At 68.3% G+C, this 20,449-nt stretch carries 22 protein-coding genes; 19 read left to right on the top strand and 3 right to left on the bottom strand.

Translation table 11 applies throughout. The features are described from left to right. Nucleotides 1–49 precede the first annotated feature (49 nt). Nucleotides 50–598 (bottom strand): hypothetical protein, encoded by a 549-nt coding sequence (locus IU449_RS05825; protein ID WP_195000894.1) that lies wholly within the window; start codon nt 596–598, stop codon nt 50–52. A gap of 176 nt (nt 599–774) precedes the next feature. Here IU449_RS05825 and arc point away from each other — a divergent pair, with 176 nt between their 5' ends. The 6 genes from arc to IU449_RS05795 all read left to right on the top strand — a co-directional run bounded on the left by arc (nt 775) and on the right by IU449_RS05795 (nt 5,794). Continuing rightward, nucleotides 775–2,535, top strand: a complete 1,761-nt coding sequence (gene arc / locus IU449_RS05820; RefSeq protein ID WP_195000893.1) for a proteasome ATPase — start codon at nt 775–777, stop codon at nt 2,533–2,535. 72 nt (nt 2,536–2,607) lie between these two features. After that, nucleotides 2,608–3,177, top strand: coding sequence for an SRPBCC family protein (locus IU449_RS05815; protein WP_195000892.1), 570 nt, complete (start codon nt 2,608–2,610; stop codon nt 3,175–3,177). Between the two features lie 101 nt (nt 3,178–3,278). Beyond that, nucleotides 3,279–3,647, top strand: a complete 369-nt coding sequence (locus tag IU449_RS05810; protein ID WP_195000891.1) for an arsenate reductase family protein — start codon at nt 3,279–3,281, stop codon at nt 3,645–3,647. Between the two features lie 72 nt (nt 3,648–3,719). Continuing rightward, nucleotides 3,720–4,679, top strand: coding sequence for a Fic family protein (locus IU449_RS05805; RefSeq protein ID WP_195000890.1), 960 nt, complete (start codon nt 3,720–3,722; stop codon nt 4,677–4,679). 28 nt (nt 4,680–4,707) lie between these two features. Then, nucleotides 4,708–5,388 carry a TIGR00266 family protein gene (locus IU449_RS05800; protein WP_195000889.1) on the top strand — a complete coding sequence of 227 codons (681 nt, stop codon included), beginning with the start codon at nt 4,708–4,710 and terminating at the stop codon, nt 5,386–5,388. A 10-nt stretch (nt 5,389–5,398) separates the two neighbouring features. Next, nucleotides 5,399–5,794 (top strand): nitroreductase family deazaflavin-dependent oxidoreductase, encoded by a 396-nt coding sequence (locus IU449_RS05795; protein WP_195000888.1) that lies wholly within the window; start codon nt 5,399–5,401, stop codon nt 5,792–5,794. Between the two features lie 249 nt (nt 5,795–6,043). Here the strand turns inward: IU449_RS05795 and IU449_RS05790 are convergent, their stop codons facing one another. Together IU449_RS05790 and IU449_RS05785 are read right to left on the bottom strand one after the other, a co-directional pair. Further along, nucleotides 6,044–6,859 (bottom strand): helix-turn-helix domain-containing protein, encoded by an 816-nt coding sequence (locus IU449_RS05790; RefSeq protein ID WP_324188104.1) that lies wholly within the window; start codon nt 6,857–6,859, stop codon nt 6,044–6,046. A gap of 94 nt (nt 6,860–6,953) precedes the next feature. Then, nucleotides 6,954–8,129, bottom strand: a complete 1,176-nt coding sequence (locus IU449_RS05785) for a DUF418 domain-containing protein (protein ID WP_416382153.1) — start codon at nt 8,127–8,129, stop codon at nt 6,954–6,956. Between the two features lie 190 nt (nt 8,130–8,319). Here IU449_RS05785 and dop point away from each other — a divergent pair, with 190 nt between their 5' ends. The 13 genes from dop (at nt 8,320) to IU449_RS05720 (ending at nt 20,406) form a co-directional block, all read left to right on the top strand. Then, nucleotides 8,320–9,819 carry a depupylase/deamidase Dop gene (dop, locus tag IU449_RS05780; protein WP_195000887.1) on the top strand — a complete coding sequence of 500 codons (1,500 nt, stop codon included), beginning with the start codon at nt 8,320–8,322 and terminating at the stop codon, nt 9,817–9,819. Nucleotides 9,820–9,984: 165 nt separating this feature from the next. Beyond that, nucleotides 9,985–10,179: a ubiquitin-like protein Pup gene (locus tag IU449_RS05775; RefSeq protein WP_195000886.1), complete on the top strand. Its 195-nt coding sequence runs from the start codon at nt 9,985–9,987 to the stop codon at nt 10,177–10,179. A gap of 14 nt (nt 10,180–10,193) precedes the next feature. Further along, nucleotides 10,194–11,042, top strand: a complete 849-nt coding sequence (prcB, locus tag IU449_RS05770; RefSeq protein ID WP_195000885.1) for a proteasome subunit beta — start codon at nt 10,194–10,196, stop codon at nt 11,040–11,042. Next, nucleotides 11,039–11,842, top strand: a complete 804-nt coding sequence (gene prcA / locus IU449_RS05765) for a proteasome subunit alpha (RefSeq protein ID WP_195000884.1) — start codon at nt 11,039–11,041, stop codon at nt 11,840–11,842. Before prcB ends, prcA begins: the two co-directional genes overlap by 4 nt. A gap of 200 nt (nt 11,843–12,042) precedes the next feature. Further along, entirely contained in the window at nt 12,043–13,401 is a 1,359-nt protein-coding gene (pafA, locus tag IU449_RS05760) for a Pup--protein ligase (RefSeq protein WP_195000883.1), read from the top strand. Between the two features lie 105 nt (nt 13,402–13,506). Further along, entirely contained in the window at nt 13,507–14,547 is a 1,041-nt protein-coding gene (locus tag IU449_RS05755) for a helix-turn-helix transcriptional regulator (protein WP_195000882.1), read from the top strand. Then, nucleotides 14,544–15,530, top strand: coding sequence for a helix-turn-helix transcriptional regulator (locus tag IU449_RS05750; RefSeq protein ID WP_195000881.1), 987 nt, complete (start codon nt 14,544–14,546; stop codon nt 15,528–15,530). The genes IU449_RS05755 and IU449_RS05750 overlap by 4 nt, the downstream gene beginning before the upstream one ends. A gap of 29 nt (nt 15,531–15,559) precedes the next feature. Next, complete coding sequence (locus IU449_RS05745; protein WP_195002341.1) at nt 15,560–16,591, top strand: 2-dehydropantoate 2-reductase; 1,032 nt, start codon at nt 15,560–15,562, stop codon at nt 16,589–16,591. Nucleotides 16,592–16,691: 100 nt separating this feature from the next. Continuing rightward, entirely contained in the window at nt 16,692–16,970 is a 279-nt protein-coding gene (gene tatA / locus IU449_RS05740) for a Sec-independent protein translocase subunit TatA (protein ID WP_195000880.1), read from the top strand. Between the two features lie 110 nt (nt 16,971–17,080). Beyond that, a complete protein-coding gene (gene tatC / locus IU449_RS05735) occupies nt 17,081–18,028 on the top strand; it encodes a twin-arginine translocase subunit TatC (protein ID WP_195000879.1) in 948 nt (315 codons plus the stop codon). Between the two features lie 247 nt (nt 18,029–18,275). Continuing rightward, a complete protein-coding gene (locus tag IU449_RS05730; protein WP_195000878.1) occupies nt 18,276–18,758 on the top strand; it encodes a hypothetical protein in 483 nt (160 codons plus the stop codon). A 119-nt stretch (nt 18,759–18,877) separates the two neighbouring features. After that, complete coding sequence (locus IU449_RS05725; protein ID WP_195000877.1) at nt 18,878–19,615, top strand: ABC transporter ATP-binding protein; 738 nt, start codon at nt 18,878–18,880, stop codon at nt 19,613–19,615. Beyond that, nucleotides 19,612–20,406 (top strand): ABC transporter permease, encoded by a 795-nt coding sequence (locus tag IU449_RS05720; RefSeq protein WP_324188103.1) that lies wholly within the window; start codon nt 19,612–19,614, stop codon nt 20,404–20,406. The genes IU449_RS05725 and IU449_RS05720 overlap by 4 nt, the downstream gene beginning before the upstream one ends. The last annotated feature ends 43 nt before the right edge of the window (nt 20,407–20,449 follow it).

The raw sequence follows: 20,449 nt of genomic DNA, 5'->3' as shown, positions 1-20,449 counted from the left end.
CGATCGCCGGGCCCCGGCACGGAGATGACCCGGGCCCGCCGGGATCGCCTCAGGCGAGGCAGGGTGCCTTGGCGAAGCCGAGCAGGGTGCAGGCGCTCGCGTCCGACAGCTTCCAGCGGTCGTCCTCGTGTTGCCAGGTCAGCGGCATCGCGGGCGCGGGGCCGTGCGGCGAGGTGATGACGACCTGCGCGGTCGCGGTCTCGCCTTCGAGAACGACATCGCCGACGGTGAAGCTCAGCGTGCCGTAGCCGCCGAGAGCGGCGTTCATGGCCTCGATATTGGCGGCGCGCTTGTCACCGTCGACGACGAGACCGGTCTTCTCGGCGGCGGGCTTCGCCGGGTCGGTGAACTGGTCGAGGGTGGCCTGCAGTTCCGCGGGGGCGGGGGCGTCGTGTGAGTGGCCCTCCTGGTCCGTGCCGGTGCCTGCCCCCGCGCCGGTGGTGGCCGATGCCGCACCGGTCGCCACCGCGCTGCCGGTCGCGGCCGTATTGTTGGATTCGTCGTCCGAACAGCCGACGAGTCCGACGGTCAGGGCGACGACGGCGGTGGCGGTGACGGTGACGATGCCTGCGCGCAGCGATCGGGTGGGACGGTGCATGTTCAGCAACCTTTCGGCGGTGCGGGGGATTGTCTCCCCGGGCGGGTTAGGGGAGGCTAACATGGTAGTTCCGCCGCCGATCGCAAGGCAGATGTGATCACGAAGAAACAATGTCGCAGGGCGAGAACGGTTCGCGCCCGGTAGCGTTGTAAGACCGGGACTGGGAGGAGCAGCACATGAGCCCCATCGAGAATTCGGATTCGGCGGCCTGGAGAGAGCTCGAGGCGGTACGCGCCGAGGTGGCTGCGCTCCGAAGGCAACTGGCCGACTCGCCGGATCAGGCACGGGAACTGGAAGCCCGCATCGATTCGCTGACCATTCGCAACACCAAGTTGATGGACACCCTCAAAGAGGCACGTCAGCAGCTGGTCGCCTTGCGGGAGGAGGTCGATCGGCTGGGCCAGCCGCCGAGCGGGTACGGCGTGCTGATCGGCGTGCACGAGGATCAGACCGTCGACGTGTTCACCTCCGGTCGGAAGATGCGGTTGACCTGTTCACCCAACATCGACACCGACCTGCTGGCCTACGGTCAGACCGTCCGGTTGAACGAAGCCCTCACGGTCGTGGAGGCCACCGACTACGACGCGGTCGGTGAGATCGGCACCCTGCGCGAAATCCTCGACGACGGCCGCCGGGCCCTGGTGGTCGGCCACGCCGACGAGGAGCGGGTGGTCTGGCTGGCGGGTCCGCTGGCCAAGGTCGCCGAGGTCGACGACCTGGAGGATCCCGATTCGCCCATCCGCAGGTTGCGGCCGGGCGACTCGCTGCTGGTCGACACCAAGGCCGGCTTCGCCTTCGAGCGCATCCCCAAGGCAGAGGTCGAGGACCTCGTGCTGGAAGAGGTGCCCGACGTCGACTACACCGACATCGGCGGCCTCGGCAGGCAGATCGAGCAGATCCGCGACGCGGTCGAGTTGCCGTTCCTGCACAAGGACCTGTTCCGCGAATACGAGCTGCGCCCGCCCAAGGGCGTGCTGCTCTACGGTCCGCCCGGCTGCGGTAAGACGCTCATCGCCAAGGCGGTGGCCAACTCGCTGGCCAAGAAGATCGCCGAAGCGCGCGGTGAGGATGCCAAGGAAGCCAAGTCGTTCTTCCTGAACATCAAGGGCCCCGAGCTGCTCAACAAGTTCGTGGGCGAGACCGAGCGCCACATCCGGATCATCTTCCAGCGGGCTCGCGAGAAGGCGTCCGAGGGCACGCCGGTGATCGTGTTCTTCGACGAGATGGACTCGATCTTCCGTACCCGTGGCTCGGGTGTCTCCTCGGACGTGGAGACCACCGTGGTGCCGCAGTTGCTCTCGGAGATCGACGGTGTGGAGGGGCTCGAGAACGTCATCGTGATCGGCGCGTCCAACCGCGAGGACATGATCGACCCCGCGATCCTGCGTCCCGGCCGTCTCGATGTGAAGATCAAGATCGAGCGTCCGGACGCGGAGTCCGCGCAGGACATCTTCTCCAAGTACCTCACCAAGGATCTGCCGCTGCACACCGACGACCTGGAGGAGTTCAACGGGGACAAGGCGGCCTGCGTCCGAGCGATGATCGAGCGGGTCGTCGACCGGATGTACGCCGAGAGCGAGGACAACCGCTTCCTGGAGGTCACCTACGCCAACGGTGACAAGGAAGTCCTGTACTTCAAGGACTTCAACTCCGGCGCGATGATCCAGAACATCGTCGACCGGGCCAAGAAGTACGCGATCAAGGCGGTGCTCGACACCGGCAATCCGGGCCTGCGCATCCAGCATCTCTACGATTCGATCGTGGACGAGTTCTCCGAGAACGAGGACCTGCCCAACACCACGAATCCCGATGACTGGGCGCGGATCTCGGGCAAGAAGGGCGAGCGCATCGTCTACATCCGGACCTTGGTCACCGGCAAGAACGCCAGTGCGAGCCGGGCGATCGACACCGAGTCCAACACCGGCCAGTACCTGTAAGGACGAGGCGGACCACCGGCCGCGATCCCGCATCGGGATCGCGGCCGGTGGTCGCTTCATGGGAGGTGGTCGATGACGAGGCCTGCGGCGGACAAGGCCAGGATGGTCGGCGAATCTCTCGGCGACGGTCACTACCGCATCTCGGGGCAGGTGTCACTGCCCGCCCCGCCGGATCGGGTGCGGGGCTGTCTCACCGATCCGGACTCGATACGCACGTGGGCGCTCGGCGGCAAGGTGCATATCCGGCTCGCCGAGGAGCGTGGTCTGTATGTGTTCACCATGAGGACCAGTTCGTCGATGAGTACCACTGTGTACGGCCAGGTTCTGGTCGACGAGCCACGCCGGGTGGTTCGTCGATACCGCGATGCGCGGCCCGGAGCCGAACGGCGGGTCGGTGTCGATTACGAACGGCTGGTCAGCTACACGCTCGACCCCGCTCCGGCCGGGACACTGGTCCGTTGTGAGGTGGATGTCATGGTGCGGGGTTTGAGCGAGCGGGGTGCCGCCGCGGTGAGGCGGGTCGAAGCCCTCTCGCTCGAGCATTCGCTGGAACGCATGGCGCTGCTCGTCGCTGGGCGGAGACCGCCGCTGTGGTCGGTTCTTTTCTCGTTCGTGTTTCCGAAGGCGCCGATTCCCGTGTGAGCCCCGCCCTTCTTGCGCCGGGTCTTCCTCGGCCATGGGCAGCCCGTTGTTCGGCTGTGGCGCGATCCTGAGCCGATGCGCCCCAGTACTAGGCTGGGGCGATGACCGCAGGGCAGACCGAGATCTGGCACAACCCCCGGTGCAGCAAGAGCCGAGCAGCGCTCGCGCACCTGGACGCGCAGGCCGGGGGATACACCATTCGCAACTACTTGGACGAGCCGCCCACCGCCGAGGAACTGCGCGCGGTACTGGATCGTCTGGGCCTCGAGCCGTGGGACATCACTCGCACCGGCGAGCAGCCCGCCAAGGACCTCGGTTTGGCGCAGTGGGGGCGCACCCCGGACGACCGCGAGCGCTGGATCGAGGCACTGGCCTCGCATCCGAAGCTCATCCAGCGGCCCATCGTGCTCACCGGCGACGGCCGCGCGATCGTCGCCCGCAGTGAGGAAGCGCTGCGCGAACTCGGCTGACCGGTTCGTCGCGCGTCGTTCGGGTCATCGCCGTTCGACGCGCATCGCGCGCTGGGTACCGAAGCGGGCCCGATGAGCGCGGTGCTGTTGCGTACCGAGAGCGCGGCCTCCTCGCAGATCGAGAATCTCACCGTGGGGGCCCGTCAGCTCGCGCTGGCCGGACTCGGCGAGTACACCAACCGCAACGCGCGGATCGTCACCGCCAATGTCCGCACGATGGAAGCGGCACTGGCGCTCAGCCGTGAGATCGACGAGTCCTCGGTGCCGGCGATGCACCACGCCCTGCTGTCCGAATCCGATCCGGGCAATGCGGGACGATGGCGGGACCAGCAGGTGTGGATCGGCGGTTCCGCGCTCGGTCCGCACGGTGCGGTATTCGTGCCGCCGCATCACACTCGGGTGCCCACGGCGATGGCCGACCTCTTCGATTTCGTCGCCAGGACCGACGTGCCGGGTCTGGTGCACGTCGCACTCACGCACGCCCAGTTCGAGACGATCCACCCGTTCACCGACGGCAACGGGCGGACCGGCCGGGCCCTGGTGCACGCCATGCTGCACCGCCGCGGGCTCATCCGCCACGTCACGGTGCCGCTGTCGGCCGGGCTGCTCGTCGACACCTCCGCCTACTTCGAGGCGCTGACCAGGTACCGGGCCGGAGATCCGGTGCCGATAGTCCGACAGTTCGTCGATGCCACCTTCTTCGCCGTGGACAGCGGCGATCGGCTCGTGGCGCGGCTGTGCGAGATCCGCGACGGCTACCGCGCCGCCGTCACCGCTCGCCGCGACTCGGTGGTGTGGCCGCTGATCGACAGGCTCGCCGCGCAGCCGGTCGTCGGCAACGCCTACGTGCGAGAGACCTTCGGCGTGACAGATGTGGCGGCGCAGCGGGCGATCGACCGGTTGGTCGACGCCGGCGTGCTGCGGGCTCCGAAGGCACGAGCGCGCAACCGTATCTGGGCGGCCGAGGAGATCGTGCGCGCTCTGGACGAATTCGCCGAAGGGGCCCGCCGAGTTCGCGGGGGACAGCGTTGAGCGTGGCCTCGCGGTAGGGTCCGGGAACATGAAGGTACAACTGCGCCACAATCCCGCCTCGACCGTTGCTCGCTGCTATCTGGCGGGCGGGGAGCCGATGCGGGTCGAGAGCGGTGCGATGCTCGCCCATTCGGCCGGTGTGACGTTGCAAGCAAAGGCCGAAGGCGGGATCCTGGCGGGGTTGAAGCGGTCGGTGCTGGCCGGGGAGTCCTTCTTCATCTCCACCTTCACCGCGCCGCCGCAGGGTGGCTGGGTCGATGTCGCGCCCGCGCTGCCCGGTGACATGCTGAGCCTGACGATCACGCCGGACCGGCCGTATTACATCAATCGTGGCGGCTGGATCGCCAACTCTCACGGGGTTACCGTGGAGGGGAAGTGGGGCGGGTTCGCGAACCTGTTCGGCGGTGAGGGCGGCTTCGGTCTGCGAGCCCACGGCGAGGGTGAGGCGGTGGTCGGCGTGTACGGTGCGATCGATGTCATCGACCTGCCGCCGGGGGAGCCGATCACCATCGACACCGGGCACGTCGTCGCCTACGACCTGACGATGAACTTCACCATCCGCCGGGCGGTGTCGGGCCGGTCGATCCAGTCACTGAAATCCGGTGAGGGTTTCGTCTTCGATTTCATCGGGCCCGGCCGGGTATTGCTGCAGACCCGCAATCCGAGCGCGTTCGCCGCGTGGGCCGCTTCGGTGGCATCCTCGAGCTGAGAAGGGCGACATGGTACTTCCACATTCCCTGGCCACATTCAACCGCCGCGTCACCAATCGGGTCGCCGGTCCGCTGGCGAGCCGCGTGCGACCGCTGGCCGTCGTCCTGCACAAGGGCCGCCACTCCGGCCGGTCCTACGAGACGCCGGTGCTCGCGTTCGCCGACGGGCCGGTGCACCGTATCGCGCTCACCTACGGCCGCGATGTCGACTGGCTCAAGAACGTCATGGCCGCAGGAGAATTCGAGCTGCGTCTGAGAAACCACACCGTGCGGCTGATCGAGCCCGAGGTGCTCGAGGATGCGTCGGCGGCGTGGGCTCCGCCCGGTGTGCGGCAGGCGCTCAAGACCATCGGCGCGCGGTATCACCTGCGCGCCAGAGCAGTGGAAGATCCGGTCGTCAGCTGAGTTCCGATGCCCATCGGCTCGCCGTACAGCCACGACGCCGACAGGAGTCCGAGCCGCGGGACGTCGCACAGCTCCCCGGCGTGGGCAGTAACCGGGGCCACGGGCCGACTCGACCGGGCCGCGATCAACGGTGAAACCGATGGCGACGGTGCTGTGGCCCTCGCCGACGTCGGCAGCACGTCCCCGGTCGGCGATGGCATCACCTCGTCGGGCGTGCTGATCCGGAATCGACCGTTGACCGGCGAGGGATCAGCGCACCTCGTCGCCGAGATCCCAATGGGCGGCGTGGTGCAGGGCGTCCGGGGTGAGACCGAAGGTGCGCCTGCATGTACGGGTGAGATCGGTGCTGTCGTCGAAGCCGGCGGCGTCGGCCGCCGCGGCGAGATCGTCGCCGGAGCGGAAGCGGCCGATGGCGATGCGCAGTCGCAGCCAGAGGATATAGGGACGCAAGGGGATTCCGACCTGTTCGGTGAACAGGTGGGACAGGCGGCCGGGGGACAGGCCGACCCGCTTGGCGACATCCGCGCCACGGATGCTGCGGTCCAGGACCAGGGAGGGCAGCAGCTGCAGTGCCTCGGTGACGGCGGCGTGCCGGTGCGGGGCCGTGAGCGGCGTCGAACGCAAGGTCTGCACGATGACGGCGACCTGTTCGGCGATGGGGGAGTCGGCCATGGCCGCGGGCAACGGATTTCGGTCGTCCGCCCAGCCGCCGCGGTGGGCGTCGGCCGCCGCGGCCGCGCCCACGGCGGTCTCCGGGTCGAGATAGAGCGTCGCGCCCTCGGCCGCCGATTCGATCCGGTACGGCGCGTCGGCGGGCACGATCACCCGGGTGCCCTGATGGCGCACGCCGCCCGCGTCCATGACGGTGACGGGGGTCCGGGCGACCAGCATCTGGACGGTGTGGTGGGCGTGCAGTGCCGAGGGCTCGATCGGTCCGCCGAAGGCCAGGATGCCTGGGCGTAGCAGCGCCGTTGCCCAGCGGGGCTTTTCGTCGACGACCAGGGTCTTCTCCATCCGACGCTCCCGCATGCCGCGCAACTGCGAGTCCGGATTCGGGCTCGCCACACGAGAATATCCGGCGACACGCCCTCACGGTGGCCGTTTCGGCGAGTCGGTCCCGCCGAGCGGCGACCGACATCGGTGGGGCCTGCGATCGTCGTCAGCGCTCGCCGGCCAGCCGCCGATAACTCGTGTGCCACAGCCATTCCACCGGGCCCCGGTCGAATCGGCGCAACCACAGGTGCGCGGCCGCCACGACGACTGCGCACACCAGCAGGTACACCCCGACCGTGAACGGGACGCGACCCGCGTCGCCGACCCGCGCCGCCAGACCCAGCCCCCAGCCGTAGCACAGTGCCGAGGCCACCAGATTCTGGAGGATGTAGCAGGACAGCGCGGTTCGGCCGACCTCGCCGAGCCTGCGGCCGGCGAATCCGGTCCGGCGCCCGTGCGCGTAGAACCCGGCGACGAGCGCGAGCAGGCCGAAGGACACCAGGGGAGCGGTCCCGTAGCGGGTGAAGATCAGCGCGTCGCCGCCGCCCAGCACACCGGCGAGCAGATCGACGACGGCGGCGACCGCCCCGACGATCATCAGCCGTCGGCGCAGCCGCACGCCTTCGGGGCCGAAAACGCCGCGCCGGAAGAGCAGGGCGCCGGTCAGGAACAAGGCGACCGACATCGGGAAGATCACCACCGGCTCGATCCGGAACAGTCCCGCGTTCTCGAGCCGGAACAGCGCGAGATCCCAGAAGGAGCCGTCCGCGTACGGGTTCGGGTCGAGTGGATCTCGCGGTGCGGATTCGGCCGCGGGCGCGGTAGCCAGAGCCGCGGCCACCAGTGTCAGCAGCGTCAGATGCACTGCCGTCGCGGCGATCAGCCATCGCCGTCGCGCCCGTTCGCTCGTCGCGAGCAGGAACGCCACCACCAGACCGGTGACCGCGTAGCCCATGAGCACGTCGAATTCGGCGACGAGAACGAAATTCAGCAGGCCGTCGAGGAGGAGCAGCACCGCGCGCCACGGGTAGCCGCCCGGCCATCGGCGTCCGGCGCGGGTGGCGGAGGCCTGCTGGATGGCCAGGCCGATGCCGAACATGATCGTGAGCAGTCCCAGGAACTTCCCCTGGGCGAGCTGCTGGAGGACGCGCTCGGCCCACCCGGCGTTCGCGGAGCCCACGTGGTCGAGGTAGCCGATCATGCCCTCCGGATCGGTCATGATCCAGACATTCGTCGCGAGCGTGCCGAGTATCGCGATACCGCGCAGCACATCGAGGGCGGCCAATCGGCCCGGCGCGGGGACCGGCGCGCCGGGGGCCGGGTTCCGCGCGGGATCGGCGATCTGTTCGGTCACCTCGCCACTATCCGGCGCGGGCGCCCGCGCTGTCGTCACCCGCGAGAACCATCCGGGGTACCCATCGCGGACGATCTCCACCCCGAACGCACCCGCGACGACATCGCCCGAGAGCCGGATCGGACGGGCGCGAACGGGTACGGCCGCCGCGACGGCGCGCGTCGCCTAGGCTCGAGGCATGCAGCGCATCATCGGAATAGAGGTCGAATACGGCATCTCGACGCCCACCGAGCCGTCGGCCAACCCGATCCTCACCTCCACGCAGGCGGTCCTGGCGTACGCGGCGGCAGAGGGCGTGCCGCGCGCCCGGCGGACCCGATGGGACTACGAGGTGGAGTCGCCGTTGCGCGACGCGCGCGGGTTCGACCTGAGCCGGATGAACGGCCCGGCCCCGGTCATCGACGCCGACGAGGTGGGTGCGGCGAACATGATCCTCACCAACGGTGCCAGGCTCTATGTCGACCACGCGCATCCGGAATACTCCGCGCCCGAGGTCGTCGACCCGCTCGACGCGGTGATCTGGGACAAGGCGGGCGAGCGGGTCATGGAGGCCGCCGCCAGGCATGCCTCCAGCGTGCCGGGGGCGCCGCGGCTACAGCTGTACAAGAACAACGTCGACGGCAAGGGCGCCTCCTACGGCACCCACGAGAACTACCTGATGAACCGGGACACGCCGTTCAACCAGATCATCGTCGGTCTGACCCCGTTCTTCGTCTCCCGCCAGGTGGTATGTGGATCCGGCCGGGTCGGCATCGGCCAGTCCGGCGACCAGTCCGGCTTCCAGCTGTCCCAGCGTTCGGACTACATCGAGGTCGAGGTCGGCCTGGAGACCACCCTCAAGCGCGGCATCATCAACACCCGCGACGAGCCGCACGCCGACGCGGACAAGTACCGCAGGCTGCACGTCATCATCGGCGACGCGAACCTGGCCGAGATGTCGACCTACCTCAAGGTCGGCACCACCGCGCTCGTCCTGGACCTGATCGAGGCGGGCGAGGACCTGTCGGATCTGCAGCTGGCCCGCCCGGTCACCGCCGTGCACCAGATCAGCCACGATCCGACGCTGCGGGTGGCCGTCGCGATGGCCGACGGGCGCGAACTCACCGGCCTGGCCCTGCAGCGCCTCTACCACGAGAAGGTCGCCAAGTTCATGGACCGGGAAGGCAACGACGACCCGCGCGCCCGTGACGTCCTGGACAACTGGGCGATGGTGCTCGATCTGCTCGAGCGCGACCCGATGGAATGCGCCGACCTGCTCGACTGGCCGGCCAAACTGCGCCTGCTCGAGGGGATGCGCAGCAGGGAGGGCCTGAACTGGGCCGCGCCCAAGCTGCACATGATGGACCTGCAGTACTCCGACGTGCGCCTGGACAAGGGCCTGTACAACCGGCTGGTGGCGCGCGGGTCGATGAAGCGGCTGGTCAGCGAACAGCAGGTGCTCGACGCCATGACCAACCCGCCCACCGATACCAGGGCGTACTTCCGCGGCGAGTGCCTGCGCCGCTTCGGCGCCGATATCGCGGCGGCGAGCTGGGATTCGGTCATCTTCGATCTGGGCGGCGACTCGCTGGTGCGCATCCCCACCCTGGAGCCGCGTCGGGGCACCAAGTCGCACGTAGGGAAACTGCTGGACGGCGTGGACAGCGCGGCCGAACTGGTGCGCGAACTCACCCACTGACCGCCGGGAGAGATCACACGGACAGACCGCACGAAAAGGCAACAGATCCGACATGGTGTCGGGGTCGCTGGGTAGTGTTGAAGAACGAGCACGCACATTGCGCATGATCGGAACCGTGCTCACCTCTGGGTCCGGTCGTGATGAGAACACAGGAGGTCGGCTGCCATGGCACAAGAGCAGACCAAGCGCACCGGGGGCGGCGACGAGGACGAAGGTTCCGTCGGCCCCGATGCCGCAGGGCAGGAGCGCCGCGAGAAGCTCGCGGAGGAGACCGACGACCTGCTCGACGAAATCGACGACGTGCTCGAGGAGAACGCGGAGGACTTCGTCCGCGCCTACGTGCAGAAGGGCGGCCAGTGACTGCGGGTGACCCGATGCGTCTCCACCCGGGGCACGCGCTTTCCTCTTTCACCGAACACCTGCGGCAACACGCTCCGGAATTGCTGTGGCCACACAGGTTCTCGGCCATCGACGGCGCCACCGGTTCTGCCGGTGGCGCCGCCGCGAAGGACATCGCTCCGCACGGCACCACCATCGTCGCGGTCAGCTACCGCGGCGGCGTGCTGATCGCCGGCGATCGCCGGGCCACCCAGGGAAACCTGTTGGCCAGCAGGGACATGGAGAAGGTGTACATCACCGACACCTTCTCCGCGGCGGGCATCGCGGGCACCGCGGGCATGGCCGTGGAACTGGTGCGGTTGTTCGCGGTCGAGCTCGAGCACTACGAGAAGATCGAGGGCGTCCCGCTCACCTTCGACGGCAAGGCCAACAAACTGTCGAAGATGGTGCGCGACAACCTTCCCGCGGCGATGCAGGGCCTGGCCGTGGTGCCGGTCCTCGTCGGCTATGACGAGCGCGCCGGTGACCCGGACCGGACCGGTCGCATCGTGTCCTTCGACGTGGTCGGCGGGCGCAGCGAGGAGCGCTTCGGGTACACCGCGGTCGGTTCCGGGTCGATGTTCGCCCGTACCTCGTTGAAGAAGTTGTATTCCAAGGGAATCGACCAGGATCGGGCGTTGCGTATCGCGGTCGAGTCGCTCTACGACGCGGCCGACGACGACACCGCCACCGGCGGGCCGGATCTGCTGCGCGGCATCTATCCGACCGCGGTCGTGATCGATGCCGAGGGAGCGCTCGAGGTGGCCGAGGATCGGCTGGCCGAGGTCGCCCGCGGCATCGTGGCCGATCGCACCGCGGCTCAGGAAGGGGGTGCCCTCGCATGACGCTGCCGTACTACGCGTCTGCCGAGCAGATCATGCGCGACAAGACCGAGCTCGCCCGTAAGGGCATCGCTCGGGGTCGCAGCGTGATCGTGCTGACCTACGACAAGGGCGTGTTGTTCGTGGCGGAGAATCCTTCCGCCACGCTGCACAAGGTCAGCGAGCTCTACGACCGCGTCGGCTTCGCCGCCGTGGGCAAGTACAACGAGTTCGAGAGCCTGCGCCGCGGCGGCATCCTGCAGGCCGATCTGCGCGGTTACCAGTACGACCGGCGCGATGTCACCGGCCGGGCGCTGGCCAACGCCTATGCGCAGACCCTCGGATCGATCTTCAACGACCAGCTCAAGCCCTTCGAGGTGGAGATCTGTGTCGCGGAGGTGGGCTACGCGGGAGAGTCGCCCGAAGCGGTGCTCTACCGGATCACCTATGACGGCTCCATCGTCGACGAGCGCGAGTTCGTGGTCATGGGCGGCACCACCGAGCCCATCATCACGGCGTTGAAGAGCTCTTACCAGCCGGGGCTGGAGCTCGGCGCGGCGATCGGGATCGCGGTGAAAGCCCTGAAGGCCGCCATCCCCGAAGGCGACAAGGACAAGCGCGCCATCGGCGTCGCGCAGCTCGAGGTCGCCACCCTGGAACAGGCTCGGCCACGCCGGGCGTTCCGCCGGGTCGCCGCGTCGGCGCTCGAACAGCTCCTGGCCGCGGGCGACGGTGAGCCCGCGTCGGACGAGGCGGCGAAGAAACCGACCACTACGGTGGAATTGCCGGACGATTCCAGCGAAGAGTCGGGCGGTTCCACCTAGAGCAACGGGACGAATGTCACTCGACGGGTCCGTGTGCGAACCATCGGTTCGCACACGGACCCGCCCTGTTTCCCGTCGGAATTCCCCGGCTCGTGTTTCCGGTCGGAAACGGTCGAATCACCCGAATCGTTGTGAAGCCGTGTGCCCCGCTGTTGTCCGCACCGCCCCGCGACAACCCCACTTGGCTGTAACCTCGAAGAGTGCAGCGACGAATTATGGGGATCGAGACCGAGTTCGGTGTGACATGCACCTTCCACGGTCACCGTCGGCTGTCCCCCGACGAAGTTGCCCGGTACCTCTTCCGCCGGGTGGTGTCCTGGGGCCGTAGCTCGAACGTGTTTCTTCGCAACGGTGCTCGCCTCTACCTCGACGTCGGCTCGCATCCCGAGTACGCGACCGCCGAGTGCGACAGCTTGCATCAGCTGGTCACCCACGACCGGGCCGGTGAGCGGGTGCTCGAGGATCTTCTCATCGACGCCGAGCAGCGTCTCGCCGAAGAGGGCATCGGCGGCGACATCTATCTGTTCAAAAACAACACCGATTCGGCGGGCAATTCCTACGGTTGCCACGAGAATTTCCTGGTCGTGCGGGCCGGGGAGTTCTCCCGGATCTCCGACGTGCTGCTGCCGTTCCTGGTCACCCGCCAGCTGATCTGCGGCGCCGGCAAGGTGCTGCAGACGCCCAAGGCCGCCACCTTCTGCCTCTCGCAGCGGGCCGAGCACATCTGGGAGGGCGTCTCCTCGGCGACCACCCGCTCGCGCCCGATCATCAACACCCGCGACGAGCCGCACGCCGACGCCGAGAAGTACCGGCGCCTGCACGTCATCGTCGGCGACTCCAACATGTCCGAGACCACCACGATGCTCAAGGTGGGCACCGCGGCGCTGGTGCTGGAGATGATCGAGGCGGGCGTCTCCTTCCGCGACTTCGCGCTGGACAATCCGATCCGCGCGATCCGGGAGGTCAGCCATGATCTCACCGGTCGCAGGCCGGTCCGCCTGGCGGGCGGGCGGCAGGCCAGTGCGCTCGACATCCAGCGTGAGTACTACTCCCGCGCGGTCGAACATCTGCGCAACCGGGATCGCGATCCGCAGATCGACCAGGTCGTCGACCTGTGGGGCCGCACGCTCGACGCGGTGGAAGCGCAGGACTTCGCCAAGGTCGACACCGAGATCGATTGGGTGATCAAGCGCAAGCTCTTCCAGCGCTACCAGGATCGCTACAACATGGAGCTCTCGGATCCCAAGATCGCCCAGCTCGACCTGGCCTACCACGACATCAAGCGCGGTCGCGGCGTGTTCGACCTGCTGCAGCGCAAGGGGCTGGCCAAGCGGATCACCGAGGACGAGGCCGTCGACGCCGCGGTGGAAACCCCGCCGCAGACCACGCGCGCCAAGCTACGCGGTGACTTCATCACCGCCGCCCAGGAGGCCGGGCGCGATTTCACCGTGGACTGGGTGCACCTCAAGCTCAACGATCAGGCCCAGCGCACCGTGCTGTGCAAGGACCCGTTCCGGTCGGTCGACGAGCGGGTGGAACGACTGATCGCCTCCATGTAGCGCCTCCAGGTCGGGTGTTCGGCCGGAGCCCGCCGCACCGGTGCGTGCGGCGGGTTTCGCGCGCCGACGCACACCTGGGCGGGCGGGCGGATTACCCTCTATCGGGTGGCGATATCCAAGGTCGAGCGGCTGATGAATCTGGTCATCGCGCTGTTGTCGACCCGTCAGTTCCTGAGCGCGGAGCGGATCAGGGAAAGCGTCGCGGGTTACGAGGAATCGGTCAGCGACGAAGCGTTCAGCCGGATGTTCGAGCGCGACAAGAACGAGCTACGTGACCTGGGCATTCCCCTCGAGGTGGGGCCGGTCGGGCGGTTCTCGGCGCTGGAGGGCTACCGGATCAACCCCGACGCCTACGCCCTGCCCGACATCGACCTCACCGACGAGCAGGCCGCCGCCGTGGCGGTCGCCGTGCAGCTGTGGGAGTCTCCTGAGCTGGCTGCCGCGGCCGAAGGCGCGCTGCTGAAGCTGCGCGCGGCGGGCATCCATGTCGAGACCGAGGCGCCGGTGGCGACGGTGCCCGCGGTGCCCGCCCGCACCCGGGGTTCCGAGCCGGTGCTGGGCAAGCTGCTGGCCGCGGTCGACGCCGGTCAGGCGGTGCGTTTCGAGCATCGGGGTTCGGTGGGCGAACCGTACCGGATGCGCGATGTCGAACCGTGGGGCGTGGTGACCCATCGTGGCCGGTGGTATCTGGTCGGGCACGACCGGGACCGCGACGCGGTCCGCAGCTTCCGGCTCTCACGGATCGCCGCGGATGTGACCGCGTACGGGCCGCGCAATGTCGTGCGCAAACCCGAGGGCGTGGATCTGCGCGACATCGTCGCCCGGGTCACCAGGAGCAGCCCGGTCACCGGGACCGCGGTCATCTGGGTGGCCGACGGTCGCGGCCGTGACCTGCGCAGGCTGGCGTCGGTGCGGGAGCCGAAGGTGCTCGCCGGACGTTCCGGGGTGGTGCTCGAGGTGCCGGTTCGCTCCTGGGACTGGATCGCGCGGTTGGTCACCGGCCTCGGGCCGGACGCGCTGGTGCTCGAACCGCCGGAACTGCGCGCCGATGTGATGGCGCGGTTGCGCGCGGTCTCCGAACTCGCGGTGTCGCAGGCCACGGGCGTGAAGGTCACCGTCTCGGAGAGCCCGGAGGCTTCGGCATGAGTACCAGCAGACTCTCGGTGCGGCTGTCGCGGCTGCTCAACATGATCCCGTATCTGATCGCCAACCCGGGTATCAGTGCCGCCGAAGCTGCCGCCGACCTGGGCGTGAGCACCAAACAGCTGATGAGCGATCTGAATCAGCTGTGGATGTGCGGGCTGCCCGGTTACGGCCCCGGCGACCTGATCGACCTGTCGTTCTCCGAGGAGAGCATCGAGGTCACCTTCTCCGCGGGCATCGACCGCCCGCTGCGGCTGACCTCGACCGAGGCCACCGCCCTGCTGGTGGCGCTGCGCTCGATCGTCGAGATGCCGGGCATGGTCGATCCGACGGCCGCGCACGCCGCGATCGCCAAGATCGAATCCGCGATCGCCGACGGGGCGACCGACTCCGAGCAGGCGCAGCCCGTCTCGTTCGCCCCGCTGGAGGCGCCCGCGGTGACCACCGTGCGCTCGGCGCTGGCCGGTGGGCGCGCGCTGAGCCTGGTCTACTACTCGGCCAGTCGCGATGTGGTCTCCGAGCGGGTGGTCGATCCGATCCGCATCCTGCTCGTCGACGACAACAGCTACCTGCAGGCGTGGTGCCGGGAGGCCGAAGCTGTGCGATTGTTCCGCTTCGACCGGATGGAAGCCGCCACCGAACTGGACGAGCGGGCCCGCCCGCCACGTGACGTATCGACCGAGGCGGCACTCGACCTGTTCCAGGACGATCCCGCGGTCCCGCTGGCCCGTCTGCTGATCCGTCCGGACTACGGCTGGGTGCTCGACCAGTACCCGATGCACCGGGTCGCCACCCGGGCCGACGGTTCGATGGAAGCCACCATGCGCTTCGCCACCCTGGACTGGATGGCGCGGCTGCTGCTCGGCTTCGGCGCGGGCGTGCGAGCACTCGGGCCGGTGGAACTGGTCGCCGCGGTGCGCGAGCGTTCGGAGGCGGCGCTGTCGGCGTACCGGGACGCGGGCCTGGAAGAAGTGGGGGCGTTGTGAGCGAGGCGACCGGGTCACCGCCTCGGGTGATGGTGTTCGGCGCGGGCAGTATCGGCATGTACGTCGGTGGGCTGCTGGCAGGTGCGGGCGCGCAGGTGACCTTCGTCGGCAGGCAACGGATGCTCGACGAGATCACCGCCGACGGCCTGCACCTGACCGACCTCGACGGCGCGTCGCACCGGGTCGCTCCGCAGCGGTTCCGGGTGGCGACCGAGCCCGAGGACGTCGACGAGGCCGGCCTGGTACTCGTCACAGTGAAATCCGGGGCCACCGTCGATGCCGCCCGCGCGCTGGCGGGCCGAATCCGGCCCGGCACGGTGGTGCTGAGCCTGCAGAACGGGATCGGCAACGACACCGTGCTGCGCGACATCCTCTCCTCGTGCGTCGTGCTGCCCGGCATGGTCATGTTCAACGTGGTCCGTCGCGCTCCCGGCCACTTCCATCGCGGCACCGAGGGTGGGCTCGCGGTGCAGGATGATCCCGCGCTGGGGGATTACCTCGACCTGTTCGACCGCGCGGGCCTGCCGTTGCAGCGCCACGACGACCTGCGCCCGGTGCAGTGGGCCAAACTGTTGCTGAACCTGAACAACCCGGTCAACGCCCTGTCGGGCCTGCCGCTGCGCGAGCAACTCGCCGACCGCGACTACCGCCGCTGCGTGGCGCTCGCGCAGAAGGAGGCCCTCGGGGTCATGCGTCGGGCGCGCATCCACCCCGCTCGCCTGACCGCGTTGCCGCCGGAACTGATGGCCTCGGTGCTGACCGTGCCCACCTGGCTGTTCCGCCTGCTGGCGGCGCGGGTGCTGGCGATCGACCCGCTGGCGCGGTCCTCGATGGCCGACGACCTGGCCGCCGGGCGGCGCACCGAGATCACGTGGCTGTGCGGGGAAGTGGTGGATCTCGGGGCGATGACCGGGGTGCCGACGCCGGTGAACCAGCGGCTCATCCAACTGATCAACGAAGCCGAACGGGGCGACCCGCGGCAATGGACCGGCGCGGCATTGCTCGCCGAGCTCCGGGCGGCGGCCGACCGTGGCGGCAAGGGGACCACGCGGTTGCCGTAGGGCGACGGCTCGGTGACTACTCCCAGCTACCCCCGTAGCGCCGAAACGGCGCCGAGCAGGTCCGGTAGCATCGGAGACACCACTTTCTCGGGAGGTACACATGTCAGGCACGTTCAGCTGGTCGCACCTGCTGATCATCGCGTTGCTGTTCGTGGTGCTCTTCGGTGCGAAGCGACTGCCCGACGCGGCGCGTGGCCTCGGGCGTTCGTTGCGCATCTTCAAGAGCGAGGTCAGCCAGATGCAGAACGAGACGCCGCAGCAGTCCGCCGCCGCGCCCGTGCAGCAGCCCGCGCAGCAGTTGCCCGCCGCTTCGGCCACGCCGCCCGCGCAGCAGGCCGCCGCACCGCAGGCTACCCAGAACGAGCAGAAGTCGGCCTGAGCCGATCGCTTCCCTCGGGGTGAGCGCACGCTCGCCCCGATCAGTGCTGTTCGGTGGTAGAGACAAGCCTCCGCCTCCGCGGCCCGCGAGCACAGGGACACACCACGACGATGCGAATCCCGTTCGATCCTCGGCGCAGCAAGCGCAGGACGAATCCCGACGGCACCATGTCGTTGGTCGAACACCTGCAAGAGTTGCGCAGCAGGCTGCTCAAGTCCATCGCGGCCATCCTGCTGACCACGGTGTTCGGGTTCTTCTGGTACGCGCATTCCTTCTGGATGGTGCCCAGTCTCGGTGAGATGCTCACCGGGCCGTACTGCTCTCTGCCCGCCAGTGCCCGGGCGGCCTTGACGCCCGACGGCTCGTGCCGCCTGCTGGCGACCGCTCCGTTCGAGCAATTCATGCTCCGGATGAAGGTCGGTTTCACCGCGGGCGTGGTTCTGGCCGCGCCGATCTGGCTGTACCAGCTGTGGGCGTTCATCACTCCCGGTCTCTACGCGAAGGAACGCCGGTACGCCGTCGGTTTCGTCAGCGCGGGCAGCGTGCTGTTCGTCACCGGCGCGGTGCTGGCCTACGTCGTGGTGGCGCACGCGTTGAGCTTCCTGCTCTCGATCGGTGACAACGCCCAGATCACCGCGCTGAGCGGTTCGCAGTACTTCTCGTTCATCATCCAGTTGCTGATCATCTTCGGCGTCAGCTTCGAGACACCGTTGCTGGTTGTCGGCTTGAACGCCGTCGGGGTGCTGCCCTACGTCAAGCTCAAGGCGTGGCGGCGCGGGATCATCTTCGGCTTGTTCGTCTTCGCCGCCGTGGTGACCCCACAGGATCCGTTCTCGATGCTGGCGCTGGCCTGCGCGCTGACCGTGCTGTTCGAGGTCGCGGTGCAGATCGCCCGGATCACCGACGCCCGCCGCGCCAAGCGGGAAGCGGCCGCGGCGCTGCGCGACGACGAAGCCTCTGAGATCGAGATGCCCCAGCCGGTCGATCCGGCGGCGCAGTACCCGGATCTGACTCCGCATTCCTCGCGTTCGGCCGCGGACTTCTCCGACACCCTGTGACGACCGGGTAGTACCGGCACCCGACCCGACCACCCACCGCCGCGCGGACGGGCGGCCCGTACCGACCCGTGCAGCGATGCCGGTCCGATCGCTAGTTAGGTTTGACTCACCTAACTTTCGCGGTTATGGTTTCTCACGCCACGCGCTGCCCTCGAATGTCCGAGGCGCGCAACGGCGGGGAGGCGTGGACGTCTCGCGCGAGTCCGGCTCGGCCGGACCTCCCCCGGGTCGAGTCGAGAAGGGTGTCATGTCCAAAATCCTCAAGGTCGTCATCGCCGGTGCGTTCGCCGCACTGCTCGCATTGGGGCTCGCGTCGCCCGCTTCGGCCGACGTCTCGATCCGCAACTCCACGGTGAACGATCTCTACGTCAGCTCCGAGACCCCCGGCCTCGACCAGATCGAGCGCCAGTTCGCGGCTTTCTGGAACCCGAACATCGGCATCGACCCCAAGGTCGAGGTCAGCTACAACGGTCCCGGCGCCCGCGCCGCGCTCGAGCAGGTCATGCAGAACAGCCGGACCATGGACTTCTTCTCCATCCAAGGGCGCGCGACCGGTCCGGTGAACATTTCCGGCAACCACATGTCGGTCTCGGTGCAGGGGCTGATGGCGGGCTTCCCGGCCACCAGCACCGTCTACCACTGGATCCGTGAAGGCGGCCTGTGGAAGTTCGACTGGAAGTCGATCTGCCAGGAGATGCAGTGCGCTGGTAACCCGAGCTTCGGTTACTGACGATCGGATGTCCCCACTGGAGCGATCCCCGATCCCACGGGGGTCGCTCCAGTGCTGCGGAGAGCTCTCCGGCGCCGCCAACGGCACGGGAGGGCAGTGGAGAGGTACGGACTTCAGCGATGATCAGCGTCAAGGGCGTTTCCAAGAGCTTCGGTGACAAACCCGCCGTCCGGGCGGTCGATTTCACGGCGGAAGACGGGGCGATCACCTACCTGCTGGGGCCCAACGGTGCGGGCAAGACCACCCTCATGCGCATGGTCGCCGGTCTGATCACCCCGGACTCCGGGACGATCACCATCAACGGCAGGCCGTTGCGGGAACTCGAGAACACCATCGGCGAGGTCGGTTTCAGCCTCGGCGCGTTCTCCCGCAACCCGAAACACACCGCCGAGCAACATCTGCGCTGGCAGGCCCGCCTCGGCGGGATCCCCGACGGCACGGTCGGTCCGGTGCTCGAGCGCGTCGGCTTGGCGAGTGTGGCCCGGCGCCCGGTCGGCAAGTTCTCCTACGGCATGTTGCAGCGCCTCGGCATCGCCTCGGCGTTGCTGGGCGATCCGCGCACCGTCGTTCTCGACGAGCCGGCCAACGGCCTCGACGTCGAGGGCACGCTGTGGTTGCGTGAACTGCTCACCGGTCTCGCCGCCGAGGGCAAGTGCGTGATGGTGGCCTCTCACGATCTCACCGAGGTGGAGATCACCGCCACCTGGATCACCGTGATGGGCAGAGGGGAAGTCCTCTCCGACGCGAGCCGAGACGACACCGTCGCGCGCGGCAGCGGGCCGCGCCTGCTCGAGTCGGCCTACCTCGAGATCACCAGAGACAGTGTCGAATACGCCGCGAAGGAGGCAGCGCGGTGAGCGCCGTGACGTACCTGATCAGGTCGGTGCGCAGCGAGTGCGCGAAATTGTCCTGGCGCAATGCCCTGTGGTACACGATCGTGCCCGCGGCCGTGCTGATCCCGATCCTGCTGAACTACGGGATCGCGATGGCCGTGCAGACGAACAAGTTCGACGGCGCGGGCGGTATGGACACCGACAACGCCGCCTACTGGATCATCGTGTTCTCCACCTTCATTCTGATGGCGGGCGGGGTCTCCTCGCTGTGCTCGGAGTTCAAGGACACCACGATCCAGATCGTCTTCGGTATCCAGACGCGCCGCTGGCTGCTGCCCGTCGCGAAGTTGATCGTGTTCGGCGCGATCGCGGCGTTCACCGCGTGGGTGACGACTTTCGTGATCCTGTGGGGGTTCCCGCGTCTGCTGCCCGATGTCTGGGGTCGTGTGGACGTGTTCTCCTCCGAGGGACTGCGGCTGTGGTTCGGCATCCCGCTGCTGACCGTGCTGGTCTGCGCCCTGGGGCTGGGCTTGGCGGCGCTGGTGCCCAAACCGGGCTTCGTGGTGATGATCGTGCTGCTGTGGAAATTCGGCGTGGAAGTGTTCGTCAACTTCATCCCCGGTGACGTGGGCATGCTGGTGCAACGCCTGATGCCGTTCAAGAACGGCGAGCTCGGCGTCGGCCAGCTGGCGACCTTCGAGAGCTTGTTCGGCGGGGAGAACGGTTCGCTGCTGTATTTCGGCGCGCTGTGCGTGGTGCTGTTCGTGGCGGGCGTGCTGCGCCTGTCGCTCACCGATCTGAAGAACGACAACTGATCCGAGGCATACCGATTCGGTGGCACGGCGTTTGTGACGCCGG

Origin of the sequence: Nocardia higoensis (genome assembly GCF_015477835.1) — a bacterium.
Classification (GTDB): domain Bacteria; phylum Actinomycetota; class Actinomycetes; order Mycobacteriales; family Mycobacteriaceae; genus Nocardia; species Nocardia higoensis_A.
This window is presented reverse-complemented; position numbering and strand designations above follow the sequence as displayed.

Excerpts from the sequence above, each read along its gene's own strand:
- IU449_RS05825 (WP_195000894.1), bottom strand. The coding sequence starts at position 598 with ATGCACCGTCCCACCCGATCGCTGCGCGCAGGCATCGTCACCGTCACC.
- arc (WP_195000893.1), top strand. The coding sequence starts at position 775 with ATGAGCCCCATCGAGAATTCGGATTCGGCGGCCTGGAGAGAGCTCGAG.
- IU449_RS05815 (WP_195000892.1), top strand. The coding sequence starts at position 2,608 with ATGACGAGGCCTGCGGCGGACAAGGCCAGGATGGTCGGCGAATCTCTC.
- IU449_RS05810 (WP_195000891.1), top strand. The coding sequence starts at position 3,279 with ATGACCGCAGGGCAGACCGAGATCTGGCACAACCCCCGGTGCAGCAAG.
- IU449_RS05805 (WP_195000890.1), top strand. The coding sequence starts at position 3,720 with ATGAGCGCGGTGCTGTTGCGTACCGAGAGCGCGGCCTCCTCGCAGATC.
- IU449_RS05800 (WP_195000889.1), top strand. The coding sequence starts at position 4,708 with ATGAAGGTACAACTGCGCCACAATCCCGCCTCGACCGTTGCTCGCTGC.
- IU449_RS05795 (WP_195000888.1), top strand. The coding sequence starts at position 5,399 with ATGGTACTTCCACATTCCCTGGCCACATTCAACCGCCGCGTCACCAAT.
- dop (WP_195000887.1), top strand. The coding sequence starts at position 8,320 with ATGCAGCGCATCATCGGAATAGAGGTCGAATACGGCATCTCGACGCCC.
- IU449_RS05775 (WP_195000886.1), top strand. The coding sequence starts at position 9,985 with ATGGCACAAGAGCAGACCAAGCGCACCGGGGGCGGCGACGAGGACGAA.
- prcB (WP_195000885.1), top strand. The coding sequence starts at position 10,194 with ATGCGTCTCCACCCGGGGCACGCGCTTTCCTCTTTCACCGAACACCTG.
- prcA (WP_195000884.1), top strand. The coding sequence starts at position 11,039 with ATGACGCTGCCGTACTACGCGTCTGCCGAGCAGATCATGCGCGACAAG.
- IU449_RS05750 (WP_195000881.1), top strand. The coding sequence starts at position 14,544 with ATGAGTACCAGCAGACTCTCGGTGCGGCTGTCGCGGCTGCTCAACATG.
- IU449_RS05745 (WP_195002341.1), top strand. The coding sequence starts at position 15,560 with ATGGTGTTCGGCGCGGGCAGTATCGGCATGTACGTCGGTGGGCTGCTG.
- tatA (WP_195000880.1), top strand. The coding sequence starts at position 16,692 with ATGTCAGGCACGTTCAGCTGGTCGCACCTGCTGATCATCGCGTTGCTG.
- tatC (WP_195000879.1), top strand. The coding sequence starts at position 17,081 with ATGCGAATCCCGTTCGATCCTCGGCGCAGCAAGCGCAGGACGAATCCC.
- IU449_RS05730 (WP_195000878.1), top strand. The coding sequence starts at position 18,276 with ATGTCCAAAATCCTCAAGGTCGTCATCGCCGGTGCGTTCGCCGCACTG.
- IU449_RS05725 (WP_195000877.1), top strand. The coding sequence starts at position 18,878 with ATGATCAGCGTCAAGGGCGTTTCCAAGAGCTTCGGTGACAAACCCGCC.